Genomic DNA, 21,342 nt, shown 5'->3' on the forward strand with positions numbered 1-21,342 from the left:
CAAGATTCCTTGTCAGAGATTGCGCGAAATAACCATGCGCTGAATGTCGCTGGTGCCTTCGTAGATCTGGCAGACGCGCACGTCGCGGTAGATGCGTTCCAGCGGGAAGTCGTTGAGGTAACCGTAACCGCCCAGCGTCTGCAACGCCATCGAGCAGACCTTCTCGGCCATTTCCGAGGCGAACAGTTTGGCCATCGAAGCCTCGACCAGCGCCGGCTGACCGCTGTCACGCAGGGCAGCGGCGTAATGCACCATTTGCCGGGCGACGGCGATCTGCGTGGCCATGTCGGCGAGACGGAAGGCCACGGCCTGGTGCTCGATGATCGGTTTGCCGAAAGTGTCGCGCTCACGGGCGTAATCGCGGGCCGCTTCGAACGCGGCACGGGCCATGCCCACCGCTTGCGAAGCGATGCCGACGCGTCCGCCTTCGAGGTTGGCCAAGGCAATCTTGTAGCCTTCACCCTCCTCACCCAAGCGGTTGGCGACCGGCACTTTCACGTCTTCAAACAGAATCTGGCAGGTGTCCGAAGCATGCTGGCCGAGCTTGTCTTCGACCCGGGCGACTTTGTAGCCCGCAGAATCGGTCGGCACGATGAACGCCGTGATGCCGCGTTTGCCGGCACTCGGGTCAGTCACCGCAAACACGATCACGATCCCCGCATTCTGCCCAGAAGTGATGAACTGTTTGCAGCCGTTGAGCACGTAGTGATCGCCTTCGAGGCGCGCGCGGGTTTTCAGGCTGCTGGCGTCGGAGCCGGCCTGCGGCTCGGTCAATGCGAACGCACCGAGCATCGCGCCGCTGGCCAGCGGTTTGAGGAAGCGTTCGCGCTGGTCGTCGTTGCCGAACTTGAGGATCGGCACGCAGCCGACCGAGTTGTGCACGCTCATGATGGTCGAGCAGGCGCCGTCGCCGGCGGCGATTTCTTCCAGGGCCATGGCGTAGGCCAGGTAGCCGGTATCACAACCGCCCCACTGCTCCGACACCAGCATGCCGAAGAAGCCCAGCTCGGCCATCTCGCCAATGGCTGCCTTGGGGAAACGATGCTCGCGATCCCACTCGGCGGCGAACGGTTTCAGCCGTTCCTCGGCGAACTGCCGGGCCATGTCGCGGATCTGGGTTTGGTCTTCGTTGGGAATCATGGTGAATCCTTAATTCTGGTAACACCACCCGTTCATTGTGGGAGGGGGCTTGCTCCCGAAGAGGCCGGGTCAGTCAAATAACTTCTGAATGACACACCGCTTTCGGGAGCAAGCCCCCTCCCACAAGGACAGTCAGATGTTGGCTTCAGTAGACGCATTCCACGGCCATCGCCGTGGCTTCGCCGCCGCCGATGCAAATCGCTGCGATCCCGCGTTTCAGGCCCTTCTGGCGCAGGGCCGAGAGCAAGGTCACCAGAATCCGCGCGCCCGAGGCCCCGATCGGATGGCCCAGTGCGCAGGCGCCGCCATGCACGTTGAGCTTGTCGTGGGGGATTTCCAGATGGGTCATCGCCGCCATTGCCACCACGGCGAACGCTTCGTTGATCTCGAACAGATCGACCTCGTTCAGCGCCCAACCGGTCTTCTTCACCAGCTTCTTGATCGCGCCAATCGGTGCCACCGGGAACAGGCCCGGCGTGTCGGCAAACGCCGCGTGACCATGAATCACCGCCAGTGGTTTCAGACCGAGTTTCTGTGCCTGCGACTGGCGCATCAGCACCAGCGCCGCCGCACCGTCGGAGATCGAACTGGAGTTCGCCGCCGTCACCGTGCCGCCTTCGCGGAACGCCGGTTTCAGCGACGCGACCTTGTCCAGTTTGGCTTTCGGCGGCTGCTCGTCGTTGCTGATCAGCACTTGTTCCTTGCCGACGGTCACGGTCAGCGGAACGATCTCGGCCTTGAAGCTGCCGTCGTTGATCGCCTGCTGGGCGCGGGTGGTCGAAGCGATAGCAAAGGCATCCTGGGCTTCGCGGCTGAAGTCGTTGGTTTCGGCGCAGTCTTCGGCGAAGGTGCCCATCAGACGGCCCTTGTCGTAGGCGTCTTCGAGGCCGTCGAGGAACATCGAGTCGAGCACCCGGCCATGGCCCATGCGATAACCGGCGCGGGCACGATCCAGCAGATATGGCGAGTTGGACATGCTTTCCATGCCGCCGGCGATCACCACGTCGGCGCTGCCGGCCAGCAGCATGTCGTGGGCGAGAATGGTGGTTTCCATGCCCGAGCCGCACATCTTGTTGACCGTGGTGCAGCGCGTCGATTTATCCAGCCCGGCACCCAGTGCTGCCTGACGGGCCGGTGCCTGACCGAGGCCGGCGGGCAATACGCAACCGAACAGCACTTCGTCGACCGCATCGCTGGCAACGCCTGCGCGTTCAACCGCGGCCTTGATCGCGGCGGCGCCCAGTTGCGGCGCGGTGAGGCTTTTCAGTTCGCCCTGAAAACCGCCCATCGGGGTGCGGACGGCGCTGACGATGACAATTGGATCGTTGGAAAGGCTCATGACAAATCCTCCTTACTTGGCGGCCATGCGCAAGGCGCCGTCGAGACGGATCACCTCACCGTTGAGCATGCTGTTTTCGATGATATGCCGAACCAGCGCGGCATACTCGGCAGGTTTCCCGAGACGCGGCGGGAACGGTACGCCGGCGGCCAGCGACTCGCGCACTTCCGGGGTCATGCCGGCCATCATCGGGGTTTCGAAAATACCTGGAGCGATGGTCATCACGCGGATGCCGAAGCGCGCCAGTTCGCGGGCGGCCGGCAGGGTCAGGCTGGCGATCGCGCCTTTGGAGGCGGAGTACGCGGCCTGGCCGATCTGGCCGTCGAACGCTGCGACCGATGCGGTGTTGATGATCACCCCGCGCTCGCCGTCAGCATTCGCCTCGCTCTCGGCGATGGCCGCCGCGGCCAGACGCAGCATGTTGAAGCTGCCGATCAGGTTGACGTTGATCACTTGGGCAAAACTGGCCAGAGCATGCGGGCCGTTCTTGCCGAGGATCTTCTCGCCCCGCACGATGCCTGCGCAGTTGACCAGACCGTTAAGGCTGCCAAAAGCTTTGAGCGTGGCCTGCACGGCGGCTTCGGCAGCGGCTTCATTGCTGATGTCGGCGACGACGCTTTGCGCGCCGAGGCGCTGGGCCTGCGCGGCAACGGCTTCTGCGTTCATGTCCACCAGCATCACTTTGGCGCCGGCGTTGACCAGCAACTCAGCGCTGGCGGCACCGAGGCCGGAGGCGCCGCCGGTGACGATAAAAACCTTGTTCTCGATCTGCATGACTGACTTCCTGATTCAAGCTGAAACGTTGTGCGCCGCGGCCTCTTGAGCCTTGGCGATTTCCTGGTTGCGCAAGATAAAGCGCTGCAATTTGCCGCTTGGGGTTTTCGGCAATTCGCTGACAAATTCGATTTCACGCGGGTACGAATGCGCGGCCAGACGTTTGCGCACGTGTTGCCGCAACTCCTCGGCCAGCGCCGGTTCGGCGCGGTATTGCGGGTTGAGCACGACGAAGGCCTTGACCAGTTCGGTGCGCTCCGGATCAGGCTTGCCGACCACGGCTGCTTCGACCACCGCCGGGTGTTCGATCAGCGCGCTTTCGACGTCGAACGGGCCGACGCGGTAGCCCGAGGTGGTGATCACGTCATCACTGCGACCGACAAAGCTTATGCTGCCGTCCGGGTTCCACTCCACGGTGTCGCCGCTGAGGTAGTAATCGCCGACGAAGGCTTTGGTTGTCACGCCTTGGTAACCGCCGAACCAGCACATCGGCGACTGTGTACGGTCGATGGCGAGGATGCCCGTCTGGCCAACGCCGAGTTCGTTGTAATTTTCGTCGAGCACCACGATGCGATGGCCCGGCGAGGCAAAACCGGCGGCGCCAAGGTGAATCGGGTGCTGCAGACCGTGGTGGTTGCACAGGACCATGCCCAGTTCGGTCTGGCCGTAATGGTCGTGAATCACCACACCGAGGTTGTCGGCGAACCAGCGGATCACTTCCGGGTTGAGCGGCTCGCCGGCGCTGCTGACGATGCGCAGCTTGCCCTTGATCGACTTGGCGAACTCGTGGCCACCGGCAATCAGCAAGCGGTACGCGGTCGGCGAGCCGGTGAGATTGGTGATGCCGTATTTGTTGATCACCCGGCAGGTGCTTTCGAGGGTGAACGGGCCATCGTAAAAGGTGATCGGGTGACCCATCGACAGAGGGCCGGTGACGCCGAAATAGATGCCGTAGGCCCAGCCCGGATCGGCGACGTTCCAGAACGAATCTCCAGGACGCAGATCCACCGCGTCGCGGGTGTAGCTCTGGAACGCGACGATGGCCTTGAGCGGCACCGACAGCGCTTTCGACGGACCGGTGGTGCCCGAGGTGAACATCAGCAGGAATGGCTCTTCGCCCGTCAGCAGTACCGGCTCGCAGACGCTGGAATAGTTGGCCAGCTCGGCCCAGAAACTGAAATCGCCACGGACGATGCCCTGACCTTTGGTGCCGCCGACGGTGACGATGGTCGGGCAATCGTTGACCTCGGCGAGTTTCGGCCGGTTGACCGCATCGGTGACCACCACTTTGGCCGCGGAGCTGTTCAGCCGATGTTCGATGGCCTTGGGGCCGAACGCGGTGAACAGTGGCTGATACACCGCGCCGATGCGCCAGGTGGCGAATACGGTGATGAGCAATTCGATGTTGCGTGGCAGCAGGCCGGCGACCTTGTCGCCCTTCTGCACGCCCTGGGCGAGAAGGAAATTGGCGAAACGTGCGGCTTTGTCTTGCAGCTCGCTGAAGGTGTACGTGGCACTCGCGCCGTCGCGGCCCTCCCAGAACAACGCAATGCGCCCCGGCAAGGCATGGCGGTCGCAACATTCGACGCAGGCGTTGAGCGCCTCCAACGTGCCGCTGAGCGCAGCGTCCACGGTGTGCTGATAGTTGAACTGTTCGGTGGCAGACAAGTAATCGCGCATTGCCAGAATCCCTCTGTGTTTTTATTAGGCTGGGAACCGTAAACAACACAGGGATAGTCGCGCTGCGGCGCGGAGGCGGCAATGGTCAAAGCTGTCAATCTGGCTGATTGGTTTGGCCAAGATTCCAGAGATGTGCCGCCTGGACTGGCGCCTTCGGGAGCAAGCCCCCTCCCACAAGGGAATTGCATTGCATAGGGGGGATCACTGTGAAAGCTGCAATCACAGAAGATTGCATTTCAAAGAATGCTCCACCTGCGAAAACCAGGAAGGCTGTAATCACAGGAAGAATGCATTTCGAATGTGGGAGGGGGCTTGCTCCCGAAGAGGCCCGATCAGGCGACTGACAATACGGATCAGACGGCTTCGTTGAGGATCAACGTGCGGTAATGCCCCGGGTTCGACCCGGACCACTTGCGAAACGCCTTGTAGAACGAACTCGCATCGGCAAACCCCAGCCGCGTCGCGATTTCGACGAAGCTGATCGACGGCTCGGCCAGCCAGGTGATTGCCAGTTCCTTGCGCACGCTGTCCTTGAGTCCCTGATAGGTCTGCCCTTCTTCGGACAATCGCCGGCGCAGGGTCGAGGCGGACATGCACAATTGTTGCGCCAGCGCCTCGGTCTCCGGCCACTGTTCGGCGGGCAATTGCCGCAGATCCTGCTTGATCCGGCTGGCAAGACTCTCAGGATCGCGGTACTTCACCAGAATGTTTGCCGGCGCATGGGCCAGAAAGCGTTTCAGCTCTTCGGCCGTACGCTTGATCGGCAGATCGAGACAGTCAGCAGCAAAGATCATCCGCGTGCGCGGACGGTCGAAGCGCAGGTTTTCCGAGAACATCACCCGGTAGTCGTCGCAGAAGTCCGGCTCGGCGCAGCGCAACTCGATCGCCAGAATCGGAATCCGCCGCCCCGCCAGCCAGCACGCCACGCCGTGGACGATCATCCAGTAAGTGAAATAGGTGAAGGCCCGGCGGGGTTCGGGGTCGTCTTCGAGCAGGACGATTTCCGCCAGACTTTGCTGATGCAGCAGTTGCGCCGGGATTTTTTCCAGCATCAGCGAGAGGAAGTTCAGCCCGCTGTTGAGCCCGGCGGCCAGGGTCGGCTGTGCCATGGCGCTGCGACAGAGGAATTCCAGGCTGCCGGACTTGAGCTTGCGCGGATCCATGCCGAAGAACTCGTCATCACCGCGCCGGGCCAGCAATCGCCAGAGTTTCGCGTACTGCGAGGCCGGCACCCGGCCCTGTTCGCTGTGCAGCAGGGCCGGAGCAATCCCGACCTTGTTCAAGACTTCATCCGTGGCCACGCCCGGGGCACAACTTTGCAGCAGCGCTTCACGCACCAGTTGAACGGCGATGGTGTCTTTTTCCGACATGGAGCGAGGCAGACCTTGTTGTTTTCGAGTGAGGGGCATCTTAACGCAGTCATCCGATTCACCGAAAACCCTGTAGGAGCTGCCGAAGGCTGCGATCTTTTGATCTTGTTTTTTAAAGTCAAAATCCAAAGTCAAAAGATCGCAGCCTTCGGCAGCTCCTACAGAGGTTCTGTGCGGGGCGAAAAAACATGCCGTTCAGCGAATGTTCAGGTAAATGTCAACCACCCCCATTTGGGAATGAGTGTCATTATGTTACAACTTAGCCACCTATCTAAAACTCGTGGTTGCCTGAATGCTCGTTCCCTTTCTGATCATGCTGCGCGAAGGCATCGAAGCCGCGCTGATCGTTGGCATCATCGCCAGCTACCTGCAACAAACCGGCCGTGGCCAGTGGATGCCTGCCGTGTGGATCGGCGTGTTTCTCGCTGCGGCCCTGGCGTTGCTGGTCGGTGGTGGCCTGGAACTGGTGAGCGCCGAATTCCCGCAGAAACAGCAGGAGTTGTTCGAAGGCATTGTCGGACTGGTCGCGGTGGGCATTCTCAGCTCGATGGTGTTCTGGATGCGCAAGGTCGCACGTTCGATCAAGCATTCGCTGCAGGCCTCGCTGGATCACGCCCTGACCTCGTCAAAGCATCAGGTGATCGCGCTGATCGCCATGGTGTTCTTCGCCGTGGCTCGCGAAGGGCTGGAAACCGTGTTCTTCCTGCTCGCCGTATTTCAGCAGAGCGAAGGCCCGGGCGCGCCAATCGGCGCCCTGCTCGGCCTGGTGCTGGCGATCATCGTCGGCTTCCTGATCTACAGCGGCAGCATGCGCCTGAACCTGTCGGCGTTCTTCAAGTGGACCGGGTTGTTCATTCTGGTGGTCGCCGCCGGGATTCTTGCCAACTCGGTGCAGGCGCTGCATGAAGCCGGGGTGTGGAATCACCTGCAAACCGTGCTCTTCGACTTCAGTGCGACGCTACCGATGGATGGCCCGCTGGGCTCGGTGCTGGCCGGCATGTTCGGCTATCAGGATGCACCGACCGTCAGCACCCTCGGTGCCTATCTGATCTATCTGGTGGTGGCGCTGGTGATGTTCTTCTACCCCGCCGCGCCGGTCAGCACTAAAGCTGCTGCCAAAACGACTTCCGCTTCCAGCCAATAAGGGCATCCATGTCAAAGCCTAATACTCCTCAGGCCTCCCCTCCCCGCGCCTTGCGCTGGGCGGTGGCCGGTTCGGTGGTCGTGATGATCGCCGCCGGTGGCTTGTTCTACTACGCCTCGAAAATGGCCGCGGCCAAGCGGCAGCACAACCATGATGAAGTGGTGGTGAACATCAACGCGCACAGCTGCGATCCGAACGAGCTGACGGTTCCCGCCGGTCGCGCCAGTTTCCGCATCGTCAACCGCTCCGACCGGGCGGTGGAGTGGGAAATTCTCGACGGCGTGCTGGTGATCGAAGAGCGCGAGAACATCGCCCCCGGCCTGAGCCAGGTGATCAACGCCAACCTGCAACCCGGCGACTACGCGATTACGTGCGGGCTGCTGAGCAATCCGCGTGGCGTGCTGCACGTAACGCCGACTGCCGCCTCCGATGAGGCCGCCAAGGCCAAACCGTCGATGGTCGCGTTCGTCGGGCCGCTGTCGGAATTCCGCGTGTATCTGGCCACTCAGGGCAGCGCGCTGATCAAAGCCGTGACCGCGCTGAATCAGGCAATTGCCAGCGGCGACCTGGCCCAGGCACAGGCGCTGTACTTGCCGGCCCGTGCCGCTTACCAGCGTCTGGCACCTGCCGCGCAACGTCTGGCCGAACTGGACAACAGCATCAATGCCCGCGCTGACTACTTCGAAAAACGCGAACAGGATCCAGCGTTCGTCGGCTTCCACCGGATCGAATACGCGCTGTTTCAGCAACGCAGCCTCGACGGCTTGAACCCGGTGGCCGAGCGTCTGCTGGCCGACGTCACCACCCTCAAACAGCAACTGCTGGCCCAATCGCTACCACCGGAGCAACTGGTGAGCATCGTGGTGCGCAACCTCAACACCCTGGCCGACGTGCGCGCCGCCAGCGGTGAAGAGGAACGCTACAGCCACGGCGACCTCAACGGCTTTGCCGGCAACCTGGAAACCGCACACAAAGTGGTCGAGCTGCTGCGGCCGATGCTGACCAAGTCAGCGCCGGATCTGCTGCCGAAAATCGACGCAGCGCTGAGCGATTTCGACAACGTATTGAACAGCTTCAAGGTCAAGGACGGCTACGCCACTTACGACACGGTCAGTGGCGAACAACGCAAACAGATCGCCGACAAGGCTCAGGCCCTGGCTGACGCTCTGGATGGCATCGATCCCGCCCTCGGCCTCTCCGGCCTGTAAGCAGAAGACGAATACCGATGAGAGATTTGCAAAACCTCGACCTGCAACGTCGCCGCCTGCTGATGGGCATGGGCGCCGCCGGCGTCGCACTGGCCGGTTCGGCCCTGAGCTGCCCAGCCATGGCGGCGGCCCCGGCGCAAGTCACCGAAGCGCCGAGCAGCGACAAGACCGAAGACCGTCATGACTTCCACGGCGTGCACCAGACCGGCATCGTCACCCCGCGCCCGGCGGCCGGCATGTTCGTTTCGTTCGACGTACTGGCCAGTGATCGCGAAGACCTGGAGCGGCTGTTCCGCACCCTCAACGAACGCATCGCGTTCCTGATGAAGGGCGGCCCGGTGGCGCAGATCGACCCGAAACTGCCACCGCCGGATTCCGGCATTCTCGGGCCGGTGGTGACCCCGGACAACCTGACCATCACTGTCTCCGTAGGCGAATCGTTATTCGACGAGCGCTTCGGTCTGGCCGCAGCCAAACCCAAGCGCCTGCAACGCATGGTCGGTTTCCCCAACGATGCGCTGGAAGCCGATTGCTGCCACGGCGACTTGGGCCTGCAGTTCTGCTCGAACACCGCCGACACCAACATTCACGCCCTGCGCGACATCGTCAAGAACCTGCCGGACCTGCTGCTGGTGCGCTGGAAACAGGAAGGCAGCGTGCCGCCACAAGCCCCGGCCAAACCGGGGGTGCCGGCGCAGTCGGCGCGTAACTTCCTCGGTTTCCGTGATGGCTCGGCCAACCCCGATTCCAACGACGCCAAAGCGATGGACAAGATTGTCTGGGTGCAACCGGGCAGCGATGAGCCGGCGTGGGCGGCCCACGGCAGCTATCAAGCCGTACGGATCATCCGCAACTTCGTCGAGCGCTGGGACCGTACGCCGTTGCAGGAACAGGAAAGCATCATCGGTCGGGTCAAGACCAGTGGTGCGCCGATGGGCGCCAACCACGAAACCGAAGTCCCGGATTACAGCAAAGACCCGGAAGGCAAACTGACCAAACTCGATGCGCACATTCGCCTGGCCAACCCGCGTACCGCTGCGAGTCAGGCCAACCTGATCCTGCGCCGGCCGTTCAACTACTCCAACGGCGTGAACAAGAACGGTCAGCTCGACATGGGCCTGCTGTTCATCTGTTACCAGGCCGATCTGGAAAAAGGCTTCATCACCGTGCAGACCCGCCTCAACGGCGAGCCGCTTGAGGAGTACCTCAAACCGGTCGGCGGCGGTTACTTCTTCACCCTTCCGGGTGTCACCGGCGACAAGGATTTCATCGGTCGCTCGCTGCTCAACGCCACACAACCCAAAACAGCTGCATAACCATAAAAACCTTCGGAGCCGCTCCATGAAAAAGTCGCCACTCGCGTTACTGCTGACCCTCGGTTTGCTCAACACCCCACTTTCGGCGTTCGCCGCGACGGCGCCACTGGATCTGGTCGGCCCGGTGTCGGACTACAAGATCTACGTCACCGAGCAATTGGATCAACTGGGCACTCACACCAAACAATTCACCGATGCGGTGAAGAAAGGTGATCTGGCCACCGCGCAGAAGCTTTACGCGCCGACCCGCGTCTACTACGAGTCGATCGAGCCGATCGCCGAGCTGTTCAGTGACCTCGATGCGTCCATCGACTCGCGCGTCGACGACCACGAAAAAGGCGTGAAGGCTGAAGACTTCACCGGTTTCCATCGCATCGAATATTCGCTGTTCTCGGAGAAGAGCACTCAGGGCCTGAACGACCTGGCAGACAAACTGGACAAAGACGTCCAGGACCTGCAAACCCGCGTCGCCGGCCTGACCTTCCCGCCTGAGAAAGTCGTCGGTGGTGCGGCCGCGCTGTTGGAAGAAGTCGCCGCGACCAAGATCTCCGGTGAAGAAGACCGCTACAGCCACACTGACCTGTATGACTTCCAGGGCAACATCGACGGCGCGAAGAAAATCGTCGACCTGTTCCGTCCGCAGATCGAGAAACAGGACAAGGCGTTCGTCGCCAAAGTCGACAAGAACTTCGCCACCGTGGACAAGATCCTCGCCAAGTACAAGACCAAGGACGGTGGTTTCGAGACTTACGACAAAGTGAAGGATGCAGACCGCAAGGCGCTGGTTGGCCCGGTCAATACTTTGGCTGAAGATCTGTCCACGTTGCGTGGCAAGCTCGGTCTGAACTGAGTTTTTGTAGCGCCTGATCCGGCCCCTTCGCGAGCAAGCCCGCTCCCACATTAGGCCTGTGTCGATCACCTTGTTTGTGGTCAACACAGCCCCCTGTGGGAGCGGGCTTGCTCGCGAAAGCGGCCGAAGCCGCACCGAATAATCTGAAGGTTTACAAAATCCGGTAGAGCAACCGCTCGATCCGCACCCGACTCACCCGCTTGAGAAACTTCGCCACCCCCGCCGGGTACTCCGGCAGTGTCTCCAGGCTCTGGAAGCTGGCAATCCGCGTGGTGTTGCGGAAAATCTCTTCCTGCTCCTTCGCCCGTGGCGCCAGCCACTCGCCTTGCGGATCATCGATGAGCAGCGCGTTTTCCAGGTCCAGGCGGAACGCCCGTGGATTGAGGTTGTTGCCAGTCAGCAGCGTATAACGCTGGTCAACCCACATGCCCTTGAGGTGATAGCTGTTGTCGCCGTCACGCCACAGATGCAGGTTCAACTGGCCGCTGTCGATATTGCGCTGATGCCGCTTGGCGAAGCGGCGCAGGCTGATTTCGTACAGATACGGCAGCGCCGCAATCACCTTGAACGGCTCGCTGGGCGGAATGTAGAAATCGTTGGCCGTCTTGTCGCCGACCACGATGTCGATCTTCACCCCACGGGCCAGTGCGCGGTTGACCTCGCGGATGATCGGCAGCGGCAGATTGAAGTACGGGGTGCAAATGGTCAGTTGCTGTTGCGCGCTGGCGATCAGTTCGACAATCACCCGGTTCAACGGGTTGTTCTTGCCCACGCCCAGCAACGGACTCACCGACAGACCGGTATGCGCCGTGCTGCCGGCACTGGTGTCGTACGCCGCATATTTGAGACGGCTGCGCAGATCGCCGATGTCGTTGCGCAGGCTGCGGGTGGTCGGCAGGTTCGGCAGATCGAGGCGATGCACGGCCTTGGATTCGATCAGACCGTGCTTGACCAGATGCTGCATCGAGTCGGCCAGTTCACGGTTTTCGATGACGTGATAGCGGTCGAACCGGTACTTGTCGAACTTGTGCAGGTAGACATTGTTCAGGCTCGCACCGCTGTAAACCACGCAATCGTCGATCACGAAGCCTTTCAGATGCAGCACGCCAAACAACTCGCGGGTCTGCACCGGAACGCCGTAGACCGGCACTTCGCTCTGGTGTGTGCGGGTCATTTCCTGGTACCACGCCGAGTTGCCCGGCTGTTTGCCGGCACCGATCAAGCCGCGCTGGGCGCGCAGCCAGTCGACGACCACGACGATTTCCAGCTCCGGACGCTTGAGCTTGGCGGCGTGCAAGGCATCGAGAATTTCCTGACCGGCCTCGTCGTGCTGCAGATACAGCGCAACGATGTAGATGCGTTGAGTCGCCTCGGCGATTTTCTCCAGCAGGCAACGACGGAACTCGGCGGCGCCGGACAGAATGGTCACGGCCTCGGCAGTCAGCGGAAAGCTGCGCAGTTTGGGCAGCAAAGAGCGTTTGAAAAGCAACGGCATAGGGCTCGCAATGGGTCGAATCCGAAGAACCCGAGAGCTTACACCATCAACCGGTTCGGGTCTTGTTACTGTCTGTAATGACGCCTTCGCGAGCAGGCTCGCTCCCACATTTGAACGCATTCCCATGTGGGAGCGAGCCTGCTCGCGAAAGCAATCTGAAAATCACTGCTTGACCAAGGAGAACGATCGTTCTACTGTTCGCCACATGAACGAAATCACTGACACCTCGACCCGCGACATCATTCTGGATGTCACCGAAAAGTTGATCTACAAAAGTGGCATCGCCGCCACCGGCATGGATCTTCTGGTGAAAACCGCCGGCGTCTCCAGAAAAAGCATCTACCGCTACTTCGCCAACAAGGAGGAGTTGACCGTCGCGGCCCTGCAACGCCGCGATGTGCGCTGGATGCACTGGTACCGCAGCGCGGTTGATCAGGCCGAGACCCCGGCCGACCGCCTGCTCAACCTGTTTACCGTGCTCAAAAGCTGGTTCGCCTCGGAAGGCTTTCGCGGCTGCGCCTTCATCAATACCAGTGGCGAAACCGGCGATCCCGAAGACCCGGTGCGCCAGGTCGCCAAAGACCACAAACAGAAGCTGCTCGACTACCTGTGCGAGCTGTGTACCGAACATGGCGTCGAAGATCCGCAACGTCTGGCCAGACAATTGCTGATCCTGATTGACGGCGCCATTACCGTAGCGTTGGTGATGGGTGATCACAGTGCCGCTGATAATGCGCAATGCATGGCGCGTAAGTTATTGGACCTGTAACGCCTTAAATCAGCCTGAGCGTTGTTTAATTGTTAATTAGATCGGGAGACTGAAAATGTCGACTGCTGCCCAAGTGCGTCCGCCTTTACCGCCGTTCAACCGTGAATCGGCTATCGAAAAAGTACGTCTGGCCGAAGATGGCTGGAACTCCCGCGATCCCGAGAAGGTGTCGCTGGCCTATACCGTCGACACAAAATGGCGCAACCGCGCCGAGTTCGCCAACAACCGCGAAGAAGCCAAGGCCTTCCTGACCCGTAAATGGGCCAAGGAGCTGGACTACCGTCTGATCAAGGAACTCTGGGCCTACTCCGACACCCGCATTGCCGTGCGCTACGCCTATGAATGGCACGACGATTCGGGCAACTGGTTTCGCTCCTACGGCAATGAAAACTGGGAGTTCGATGAGCACGGGCTGATGTTTCAACGCTATGCCTGCATCAACGACATGCCGATCAAGGAAAGCGAGCGCAAGTTCCACTGGCCGCTGGGTCGGCGTCCGGATGATCATCCAGGGCTGTCCGATCTCGGTCTCTAGTTCACATAGATCGAAAATGTGGGAGCGGGCTTGCTCGCGAAGGCGTCGTGTCAGTCAATATTCATGTAACTGACAAACCGCTTTCGCGAGCAAGCCCGCTCCCACATTGGTTTTGTAGTGTTCAGGCTACTGCGGCAGTCCTTTCAGCCTCCAGTTCCCGCACCAATGGCAGCACACGTTCGCCGAAATACTCCACCTCTTCCTGAAAGTGCAGAAACCCTGCCAGCACCAGATCCACCCCCACCGCTTTCAACGCCACGATCCGCTCGGCAATCTGCTGTGGCGTGCCGATCAGGTTGGTCTTGAAGCCATCGTTGTACTGCACCAGATCCTCGAACGTCGATTTCGCCCAGTTGCCCTCACCCTCCGGTGATGCCCTGCCCGCCTGCTTCGCGGCATCGCCAAACGCATTCACCGCTTCCGGGTCAGCCTGGTCGATGATCTGCGCCAGTACCGCACGCGCCTCTTCTTCAGTGTCGCGGGCGATGACGAAAGCGTTGACGCCGATTTTCACCGAATGATTGTTTGCCGCCGCTTTGGCCCGAATGTCATCGACCTGAGCCTTGATCCCCTCGACGCTGTTGCCGTTGGTGAAATACCAATCCGAAACTCGCGCCGCCATGTCTCGTGCCGCACGGGAACTGCCGCCCTGAAAGATTTCCGGACGCCCGAGCGGTTTCGGTTTGAGGGTGTAATGGTCGAAGCGGTAGAAGTCACCGCGAAAGCTGAAGTCGTCCTGACTCCAGATCCCGCGCAACGAACGGATGAATTCCTCCGAGCGCCGATAGCGCTCGTCGTGTTCCAGCCAGTGCTCGCCGATGGCCTGGAACTCGCCCTTGAACCAGCCGCTGACGATGTTCACCGCGATCCGGCCGTTGGTGAGTTGATCGATGGTCGCCAACTGCTTGGCCGCCAGCGCCGGTTGCCACGGCCCCGGCAGAATCGCCGCGATCACCTTGAGCTTGCTGGTGGCGGCCAGCAGTGCGTGACTGAACGCCACTGATTCATGCTGGAATTCGGCGCCGTACCCGGCGGTGAAGCGGATCTGCGTCAGGGCATACTCAAACCCGGCCGCCTCGGCGAGTTGCGCCAGTTTGCGGTTGTAGTCGATGCCCCAGTCGGTGCGCTGCTCGATCTTGCTGACCACCAGACCGCCACTGACGTTTGGCACCCAGTAGGCGAATTTAACGGCTTGCTTGCTCATTGGCGTGTCCTCGGGACGTTGGGAAGGTCAGTGGGACAGAGCAGCAAGCGTGCCATCGCTCAGAGGCCCGGTTTTATTGGGTTTGAAGCCGATGGAGTTGCATTCTTGGAGGGTAATTTGTTGTCGAGGTGTTGGGTGTGCAACAGTTGAATAGGCGATGTCTGAGCTGGCCCCTTCGCGAGCAAGCCCGCTCCCACAGGGTGAACGCATTCCAGAGTGTGGGAGCGGGCTTGCTCGCGAAGGCGTCCGACGGGTCGCCGCAAAAGCCGGATACAGGTAACATGTCAGCCCTTCCCCGCAGCCCCTCTGCGCCCTGCCGAATAAGCCGATTCCATGCCTTTCGAACTCAGCGTTGACCTCACCACCCTGGCCATCCTGGCCCTCGTCGCTTTCATTGCCGGTTTCATCGACGCCATTGCCGGCGGAGGCGGTCTGTTGACCACTCCGGCGCTGCTCACCGCCGGCCTGCCGCCGCATCTGGTGCTGGGCACCAACAAACTGAGTTCGACTTTCGGCTCGGCCACCGCCAGTTTCACTTTCTACCGACGCAAACTGTTCCACCCTCGGCAGTGGATGCACGCGATCGTCGGCACCCTGGTCGGCGCGCTCACCGGGGCCATCGTCGCGCACTACCTGCCGGCGGAATGGCTGAACAAGATGCTGCCGGTGATCGTCTTCGCCTGTGGCCTGTATCTGTTGTTCGGCGGCACGCCCAAAGCGCCGCTGGACAGTGACGCGCCGATCAAGAAGAAATGGCAATCGACCCAAGGCTTCAGCCTCGGTTTCTACGACGGCGTGGCCGGCCCCGGCACGGGTGCGTTCTGGACGGTCAGCAGCCTGCTGCTCTACCCGATCGATCTGGTCAAGGCCAGCGGGGTGGCGCGCAGCATGAACTTCGTCAGCAACATTGCGGCGCTGTCGGTGTTCGTGTTTTCCGGGCAAGTGGACTGGATCATCGGCCTGAGCATGGGCCTGTCGGTGATGGTCGGCGCGTTCTTCGGGGCGCGCACCGCGATCAGCGGTGGCGCCAAGTTCATTCGCCCGGTGTTCATCACCGTGGTGCTGGGCTTGACCGTGCGGCTAGCCTGGCAACACTGGTTCAGCGTGGCCTAAGCGGCGCGCCACGTAGACGTCGATCAGGTACCGGGCAATCGATTTTGACGCCGGCAACGGCGGCAAATCGTGCACGTTGAACCACTGGGCGTCTTCGATCTCGTCTTCCTGGCAGATGATCTCGCCACCGGCATATTCGGCATGGAAGCCGAGCATCATCGAGTGCGGGAACGGCCAGCACTGGCTGCCCATGTACTGGATGTTCTTCACCTCGATACTGACTTCCTCGCGCACCTCGCGAATCAGGCAGTCCTCCGCCGACTCGCCCGGCTCGGCGAACCCGGCCAGCGTGCTGTAGACCCCGCTGACGAAACGCGGTGAGCGCGCCAGCAGGATCTCGTCACCACGGGTCACCAGCACGATCATGCTCGGCGAAATGCGCGGATAACTGCGCAGGTCGCACGGCTGGCAATACATCGCCCGCTCGCCCGGCACCTGTGTCATCGCCTGTCCGCAGTTGCCGCAAAACCGATGCTCGCGGGCCCAGGTGCCGATCTGCGCGGCATAGCCCAGCACTTTATAGACGGTGTGATCGCCTTCGAGCATGAATGCCCGCAGGCCTTTCCAGTTGCAGCCCGGCACCTCGCTGGAACGGTGCAATTCCAGCAGATACACCGGCTCCCCATCGAGATGGCCGATGCCGTGTTCGACGAGGATCGACAAGTCCTGGCGCTTGAGCCATTCCCGCGGGAACAGCGCGCCGTTGTCATCGAACAGAAAGCCTTCGGGGCTGCGCGCCACGGCCCAGCCGCCGGGTTGATCGGTGTCCAGTACTGCAGTGGTCCAGCGAGCTGTCATGGTTTCTCAATCCAGAAATTCGGGTTTCTGTTTACTCATATGGGCGGCCATGGCCACGCGCAAGTCGGTGGATTGCAGCATGGCGGCGTTCCAGGTGGCAACGTATTCGAGGCCGTCGTCAATGCGATGGTCGCGCATGTAGCTGATCATTTCCTTGGTGCCGGTCACGGCGATCGGCGATTTGCTGGCGATGTCACGGGCAATGTCCATGACGCCTTCGAGCAGCAGCTCCTTATCGCCATACACGCGATTGACCAAGCCGATGCTGCGCGCTTCTTCAGCGCCGAAGGTGCGGCCGGTGTAAGCCAGTTCACGCAGCATGCCGTCCCCGATGATCCGTGGCAACCGTTGCAAAGTGCCAACATCGGCAGCCATGCCGATATCGATTTCCTTGATCGAGAACTGCGCGTCTTCGGCGGCGTAACGCATGTCGCAGGCGGCGATCAGGTCGATGGCGCCACCGAGGCAATAACCTTGAATTGCCGCGAGCACCGGTTTGCGGCAGTTGTCGACTGCGTTGAACGAGGCTTGCAGGGTGAGGATCTTGCGCCGCAGCAGGCGTGCGTTACGGCCGACGTCCTTGCCCAGTTCATTGGCGACGCCGGCGAGCATCATCAGGTCGATGCCCGAGGAAAAGTGTTTACCGTTGCCGCTCAGTACCACCACCCGCACTTCGTCGGTGTCATCGATCCACTGGAAAATCTCGACGATCTCGCTCCAGAACGCGGCGTTCATCGAGTTGATCTTTTCCGGACGATTGATCTGCACATGAGCGATGTTGTCGGCCAGTTCGACGCTGAAGGCGGTGTATTGAGTCATGGCAGTGATCCTTTACCGGGCAAAAAATGAAGCCCGAACTATAACAAGGCATCACGATGGCGGTTCGGCCAAATGCGGGACTGACTCCAACAAGGAGATTTTTGCCGCGCCTTGATCTCTGTAGGAGCTGCCGAAGGCTGCGATCTTTTGACTTTCAAGATCAAAAGATCGCAGCCTTCGGCAGCTCCTACATGGATTGATGACACCCACTTGCCCCTGTGGGAGCCAGCCTGCTGGCGATGAAGTCACCGCCGATCTAACCGCCCTTCACCGCCACATAAGCCGCCGTCTCATAAGGCACCGTCAGCACATGCCGCCCACGCAACGCCGGCTCCGAGGCGATCAACGCGCGGATCTGCTCATCGACCTTGTCCCGTTGCGCCTGCGGCAGTGCCGCGATGAAACTGGTGGAGCGTACCCGATTGAAAATCACATCCTCCGGCGAACCGGTATGTCCATGATGAAACTGCTGCAACTGCAGCGCGCCGAACGCCGGATGTGGGAACGCCTGACGCCACTGCCCGGTGTAGTAACGCGGCGTGTCACCCTCCAGCGCGTTGACGAGGGCATCGAGTTTCGGTACCCAGCTCACCTGCGTGTCGCGCAGGTTCCAGATCAGCCCGAGTCTGCCGCCGGGCTTTAGCACGCGGGCGATTTCGTTCAAGGCTTCGGGAGTGGCGAACCAGTGAAACGCCTGCGCGCAGACCACCGCATCCACCGACGCGTCGGGCAATGGCAGATCCGTGGCGGTGCCGCTCACCGCCAGCACCTGCGGCCAGGCGGCGGAGAGTTTTTCCAGCATCTGCGCCACCGGTTCCACGGCGATTACCTGCGCGTCGGTCGCCACCAGCCGTCCGGTGAACTTGCCGGTACCGGCACCCAGATCGATGACGGTCTTGTGACTGTCCAGACCCAACGTCTGGGTCAACCACTGGCTGACCTGCGGCGGGTAATCGGGGCGACCTTTGACGTAGGTGTCGGCGGCAGTCCTGTAGCCGGCAGCAGCGGAATGATGGACCTGATCTTTCATGGCAGTTCCTCGTGTGTCAGCGCTGGGTCATGGCGAAGCGCTGGATGGACGGCAGGCGTTCCTGAGCATAACCGCGCTATTTGCGCGTACCTTGAACAGAGCCTGACAAAGCAATGAATAAATTGCCGTCCTGCGGTGTTCAAAGTGATACATAACCCTCTGTGGAGCCTTGCCCATGACTATCCGTTCCGTTATGTTCGCCGCCCCGTTGCTGCTGGTGGCTGCGTTGTCCGCATCGATGGCGTTTGCCAACGGTGATGAAGACGCTCCCGTGCAGAAGCCCAATTGCCCCAAAGGCCAGGTCTGGGACAGCAAATCGCAGAAATGCGTGATGCAGACCAGCAGCGCCGTGCCGGATGCCGATCGGACCGATTACGCCTACAGATTGGCCAAGGACGGTCGATACGAAGAAGCCCTGGCCCTGCTCGACACTTTGAAACAACCGAACACCGCCAAAGCCCTGAACTATCGCGGTTACGCCACGCGAAAACTGGGGCGTACCGACGAGGGCATCGGCTATTACCTGCAATCGGTGAAACTCGATCCGCAGTACGCGCAAGTGCGCGAATACCTCGGCGAAGCCTACGTGATCAAAGGCCGCGTCGATCTGGCGCAGGAACAGTTGCAGCAGATCAAATCGATTTGCGGCACCTCCTGCGAGGAATACCAGGACCTGGCTGAAGCCATCAACGATTCATCGAAAACCTGAAATAAATAAAGGAACGCCATCATCGTCAGCGATCGGGCATTCAGAGCGGAACTCGGACAGCATCTGGCGCGACTGTGGCGTTACGGTCTGCTGCTGTCGCGCAATCGGCACGTGGCCGAGGATCTGGTGCAGGCCACGTGTGTGCGGGCATTGGAGCGTGCCGGGCAATATGTCGCCGGCACGCGCATGGATCGCTGGCTGCTGAGCATTCTGCATTCGATCTGGCTCAACGAAGTGCGCGCCCGCCGGGTGCGTCAGGGCGCCGGTCAGGTCGATGCCGACGGGCAACTGGCCTTCGATGGCGAATACGCTGCGCAGACTCATGTGATGGCGGCACAAGTGATTCGCCGGGTCGATGCGTTGCCGGAAACCCAGCGCGAAACCGTGTATCTGGCTTATGTCGAAGGCCTGTCCTACCGCGAAGTCGCCGAGATCCTGCAAGTGCCGATCGGCACGGTGATGAGTCGTCTGGCCACCGCGCGCCTGAAACTGGCTGAATACCCGCCCCTGCAAGCTGTGCCGAAAACCACCGGAGGTGACCGCCCATGAACAAGCCCTCCGACGAACAACTGGTGGCCTACCTCGATGACGAGTTGGACCCCGCGTATCGCAGCCAGCTCGACAGCGCGATTGCCGACGACCCGTTGCTCAGCCTGCGCGTGCAATGGTTCGAACGCAGCAGCCTGCCGTACAAGGAAGCCTATGACGAACTGGCACAACAGGCCCCGCTGGAACGTTTGCAGGCGCGCCTCGATGCGATTCCCTCTCCCCAACGGCCGGGCCTGAGCCGACGCTGGTTTATCGGTGCGGCCGCCGCGAGTCTGCTGGCTGGCGGCGTATTGGCCGATCGCCTGTTCATCGCCTGGCAATCACAGCAAGCGCATAACTGGCGCGCCTTGGTCGGCGATTACATGGCGCTGTATGTGCCGCAAACCCTCGATCATTTGCCGAGCGACGAAGCCAGCCAACGCGCGCAATTACGCGCGGTGGACACGCGGCTGGGCCTGAATCTGTCACCGGCGCTGCTGAAGTTGCCGGGCGCCGAACTCAAACGTGCACAAATGCTCGAGTACGACGGCGTACCGATCGCACAACTGACCTATCTGGACGCGAAACATGGGCCGCTGGCCTTGTGCGTGACGCGCACCAATAGCGGCAGTCGGCCACTGGCGCACGAAAGGCGCCATGAAATGAACGTGGTGTACTGGACCGAAGGTGAGCATGCGTGGATGTTGATCGGGCACAACCCGGCCCCGGCGCTGGAAGACCTCGCCAGACATTTGATCGAACGGTTGAGCGCATGAGTGCCGCTACCACTATGCTGAGCGCGTGATTATCCAAGGAGGAAGCACCGATGCAGATTTCACCCCGCACTGCCCTGCTGGTCATCGACGTTCAGAACGACTTCACCCCCGGTGGCCAACTGGCCGTCCCTGAAGGCGATCTGATCGTACCGCTGATCAATCGCCTCAGCGGTCTGTTCAAGCAGGTGATCATTGCCCAGGACTGGCACCCGACCGGGCACGCGTCGTTTGCCTCGAGTCACCCCGGGCGCAAGCCCTACGATGTGATTCAGTTGCCCTACGGCGAACAGACGCTCTGGCCGGATCATTGCGTGCAGGGCACTGCAGGCGCCGAGTTTCACCCAAAGCTGGATCTGCCTCACGCGCAACTGATCATCCGCAAGGGCTGCAACCCGGACATCGACAGCTATTCGGCGTTTCTCGAGGCGGACCGGCGCACCACCACCGGTCTGGCCGGTTACCTGAAAGAACGCGGGATCGACACGGTGTACATGGTCGGTCTGGCGCTGGATTTCTGCGTGATGTACTCGGCGCTGGATGCGCGGGCGGCGGGGTTCAATGCGTTTGTGGTGCTGGATGCCTGTCGCGCCATTGATATGGATGGATCACTGGCGGCGGCGATGGAGCGGATGCAAACGGCCGGGGTTGGGTTGATTCAGTCGAACCAACTCATCTGACCAACCTAAAACCCCTGTGGGAGCGGGCTTGCTCGCGAAAGCGGTGTGTCAGATATAAATGAGTCGAA

General features: G+C 61.1%; 21 protein-coding genes. 11 read left to right on the plus strand and 10 right to left on the minus strand.

From position 1 onward, the window contains the following. Window positions 1-12 precede the first annotated feature (12 nt). The 5 genes from AC27VU_RS01605 to AC27VU_RS01625 all read right to left on the minus strand — a co-directional run bounded on the left by AC27VU_RS01605 (window position 13) and on the right by AC27VU_RS01625 (window position 6,303). On the minus strand, window positions 13-1,140 hold the full coding sequence (locus AC27VU_RS01605; protein WP_488723262.1) for an acyl-CoA dehydrogenase: 1,128 nt from the start codon (window positions 1,138-1,140) through the stop codon (window positions 13-15). 145 nt (window positions 1,141-1,285) lie between these two features. Beyond that, window positions 1,286-2,479: an acetyl-CoA C-acyltransferase gene (locus AC27VU_RS01610; RefSeq protein WP_488723263.1), complete on the minus strand. Its 1,194-nt coding sequence runs from the start codon at window positions 2,477-2,479 to the stop codon at window positions 1,286-1,288. 12 nt (window positions 2,480-2,491) lie between these two features. Then, on the minus strand, window positions 2,492-3,253 hold the full coding sequence (locus AC27VU_RS01615; protein WP_488723264.1) for an SDR family NAD(P)-dependent oxidoreductase: 762 nt from the start codon (window positions 3,251-3,253) through the stop codon (window positions 2,492-2,494). A gap of 15 nt (window positions 3,254-3,268) precedes the next feature. Beyond that, complete coding sequence (locus AC27VU_RS01620) at window positions 3,269-4,933, minus strand: AMP-binding protein (protein WP_488723265.1); 1,665 nt, start codon at window positions 4,931-4,933, stop codon at window positions 3,269-3,271. Window positions 4,934-5,286: 353 nt separating this feature from the next. After that, window positions 5,287-6,303, minus strand: a complete 1,017-nt coding sequence (locus tag AC27VU_RS01625; protein ID WP_103520937.1) for an AraC family transcriptional regulator — start codon at window positions 6,301-6,303, stop codon at window positions 5,287-5,289. 292 nt (window positions 6,304-6,595) lie between these two features. Between AC27VU_RS01625 and efeU the strand changes: the two genes are divergently transcribed. Genes efeU through efeO (AC27VU_RS01645) form a run of 4 tightly spaced genes read left to right on the plus strand, consistent with a single transcriptional unit; the run spans window position 6,596 to window position 10,821 of the window. Then, complete coding sequence (efeU, locus tag AC27VU_RS01630; protein ID WP_103483370.1) at window positions 6,596-7,447, plus strand: iron uptake transporter permease EfeU; 852 nt, start codon at window positions 6,596-6,598, stop codon at window positions 7,445-7,447. Window positions 7,448-7,455: 8 nt separating this feature from the next. Then, window positions 7,456-8,655: an iron uptake system protein EfeO gene (gene efeO / locus AC27VU_RS01635; protein WP_488723266.1), complete on the plus strand. Its 1,200-nt coding sequence runs from the start codon at window positions 7,456-7,458 to the stop codon at window positions 8,653-8,655. Between the two features lie 17 nt (window positions 8,656-8,672). After that, window positions 8,673-9,971 carry an iron uptake transporter deferrochelatase/peroxidase subunit gene (efeB, locus tag AC27VU_RS01640; protein WP_488723267.1) on the plus strand — a complete coding sequence of 433 codons (1,299 nt, stop codon included), beginning with the start codon at window positions 8,673-8,675 and terminating at the stop codon, window positions 9,969-9,971. A gap of 25 nt (window positions 9,972-9,996) precedes the next feature. Next, a complete protein-coding gene (efeO, locus tag AC27VU_RS01645; RefSeq protein ID WP_003224689.1) occupies window positions 9,997-10,821 on the plus strand; it encodes an iron uptake system protein EfeO in 825 nt (274 codons plus the stop codon). A 151-nt stretch (window positions 10,822-10,972) separates the two neighbouring features. On the opposite strand, the gene pssA is transcribed toward efeO (AC27VU_RS01645), so the two are convergent. Beyond that, complete coding sequence (gene pssA, locus AC27VU_RS01650; RefSeq protein WP_003224687.1) at window positions 10,973-12,316, minus strand: CDP-diacylglycerol--serine O-phosphatidyltransferase; 1,344 nt, start codon at window positions 12,314-12,316, stop codon at window positions 10,973-10,975. A gap of 205 nt (window positions 12,317-12,521) precedes the next feature. Here pssA and AC27VU_RS01655 point away from each other — a divergent pair, with 205 nt between their 5' ends. Both AC27VU_RS01655 and AC27VU_RS01660 read left to right on the plus strand, forming a co-directional pair. Further along, the gene (locus AC27VU_RS01655; RefSeq protein ID WP_096796073.1) at window positions 12,522-13,085 is read left to right on the plus strand and encodes a TetR/AcrR family transcriptional regulator; all 564 of its coding nucleotides are present in this window, start codon (window positions 12,522-12,524) and stop codon (window positions 13,083-13,085) included. Window positions 13,086-13,140: 55 nt separating this feature from the next. After that, the gene (locus AC27VU_RS01660) at window positions 13,141-13,620 is read left to right on the plus strand and encodes a nuclear transport factor 2 family protein (protein ID WP_103483367.1); all 480 of its coding nucleotides are present in this window, start codon (window positions 13,141-13,143) and stop codon (window positions 13,618-13,620) included. Between the two features lie 121 nt (window positions 13,621-13,741). On the opposite strand, the gene sfnG is transcribed toward AC27VU_RS01660, so the two are convergent. Next, on the minus strand, window positions 13,742-14,824 hold the full coding sequence (gene sfnG / locus AC27VU_RS01665; protein ID WP_488723268.1) for a dimethylsulfone monooxygenase SfnG: 1,083 nt from the start codon (window positions 14,822-14,824) through the stop codon (window positions 13,742-13,744). Between the two features lie 333 nt (window positions 14,825-15,157). Between sfnG and AC27VU_RS01670 the strand changes: the two genes are divergently transcribed. After that, window positions 15,158-15,937 (plus strand): TSUP family transporter, encoded by a 780-nt coding sequence (locus tag AC27VU_RS01670; RefSeq protein ID WP_003224680.1) that lies wholly within the window; start codon window positions 15,158-15,160, stop codon window positions 15,935-15,937. Here the strand turns inward: AC27VU_RS01670 and nudC are convergent. From nudC to AC27VU_RS01685, 3 genes are all read right to left on the minus strand, one after another. Further along, the gene (gene nudC / locus AC27VU_RS01675) at window positions 15,905-16,735 is read right to left on the minus strand and encodes an NAD(+) diphosphatase (protein ID WP_488723269.1); all 831 of its coding nucleotides are present in this window, start codon (window positions 16,733-16,735) and stop codon (window positions 15,905-15,907) included. The two genes, AC27VU_RS01670 and nudC, sit on opposite strands and share 33 nt — an antisense overlap. Window positions 16,736-16,741: 6 nt before the next feature. Then, the gene (locus tag AC27VU_RS01680; RefSeq protein ID WP_003224676.1) at window positions 16,742-17,554 is read right to left on the minus strand and encodes a crotonase/enoyl-CoA hydratase family protein; all 813 of its coding nucleotides are present in this window, start codon (window positions 17,552-17,554) and stop codon (window positions 16,742-16,744) included. 256 nt (window positions 17,555-17,810) lie between these two features. Further along, window positions 17,811-18,584: a class I SAM-dependent methyltransferase gene (locus AC27VU_RS01685; protein ID WP_103522376.1), complete on the minus strand. Its 774-nt coding sequence runs from the start codon at window positions 18,582-18,584 to the stop codon at window positions 17,811-17,813. 175 nt (window positions 18,585-18,759) lie between these two features. On the opposite strand from AC27VU_RS01685, the gene AC27VU_RS01690 reads away from it, so the two are divergent. The 4 genes from AC27VU_RS01690 (at window position 18,760) to pncA (ending at window position 21,274) form a co-directional block, all read left to right on the plus strand. Continuing rightward, window positions 18,760-19,293, plus strand: coding sequence for a tetratricopeptide repeat protein (locus AC27VU_RS01690; RefSeq protein ID WP_103483362.1), 534 nt, complete (start codon window positions 18,760-18,762; stop codon window positions 19,291-19,293). 90 nt (window positions 19,294-19,383) lie between these two features. Further along, entirely contained in the window at window positions 19,384-19,842 is a 459-nt protein-coding gene (locus tag AC27VU_RS01695; RefSeq protein ID WP_230679381.1) for a sigma-70 family RNA polymerase sigma factor, read from the plus strand. Continuing rightward, entirely contained in the window at window positions 19,839-20,597 is a 759-nt protein-coding gene (locus tag AC27VU_RS01700) for an anti-sigma factor family protein (protein ID WP_338801854.1), read from the plus strand. Before AC27VU_RS01695 ends, AC27VU_RS01700 begins: the two co-directional genes overlap by 4 nt. Window positions 20,598-20,647: 50 nt before the next feature. Further along, window positions 20,648-21,274, plus strand: a complete 627-nt coding sequence (gene pncA / locus AC27VU_RS01705) for a bifunctional nicotinamidase/pyrazinamidase (protein WP_488723270.1) — start codon at window positions 20,648-20,650, stop codon at window positions 21,272-21,274. Window positions 21,275-21,342 lie beyond the last annotated feature (68 nt).

This window comes from Pseudomonas sp. 14P5.3.2 (genome assembly GCF_057799175.1).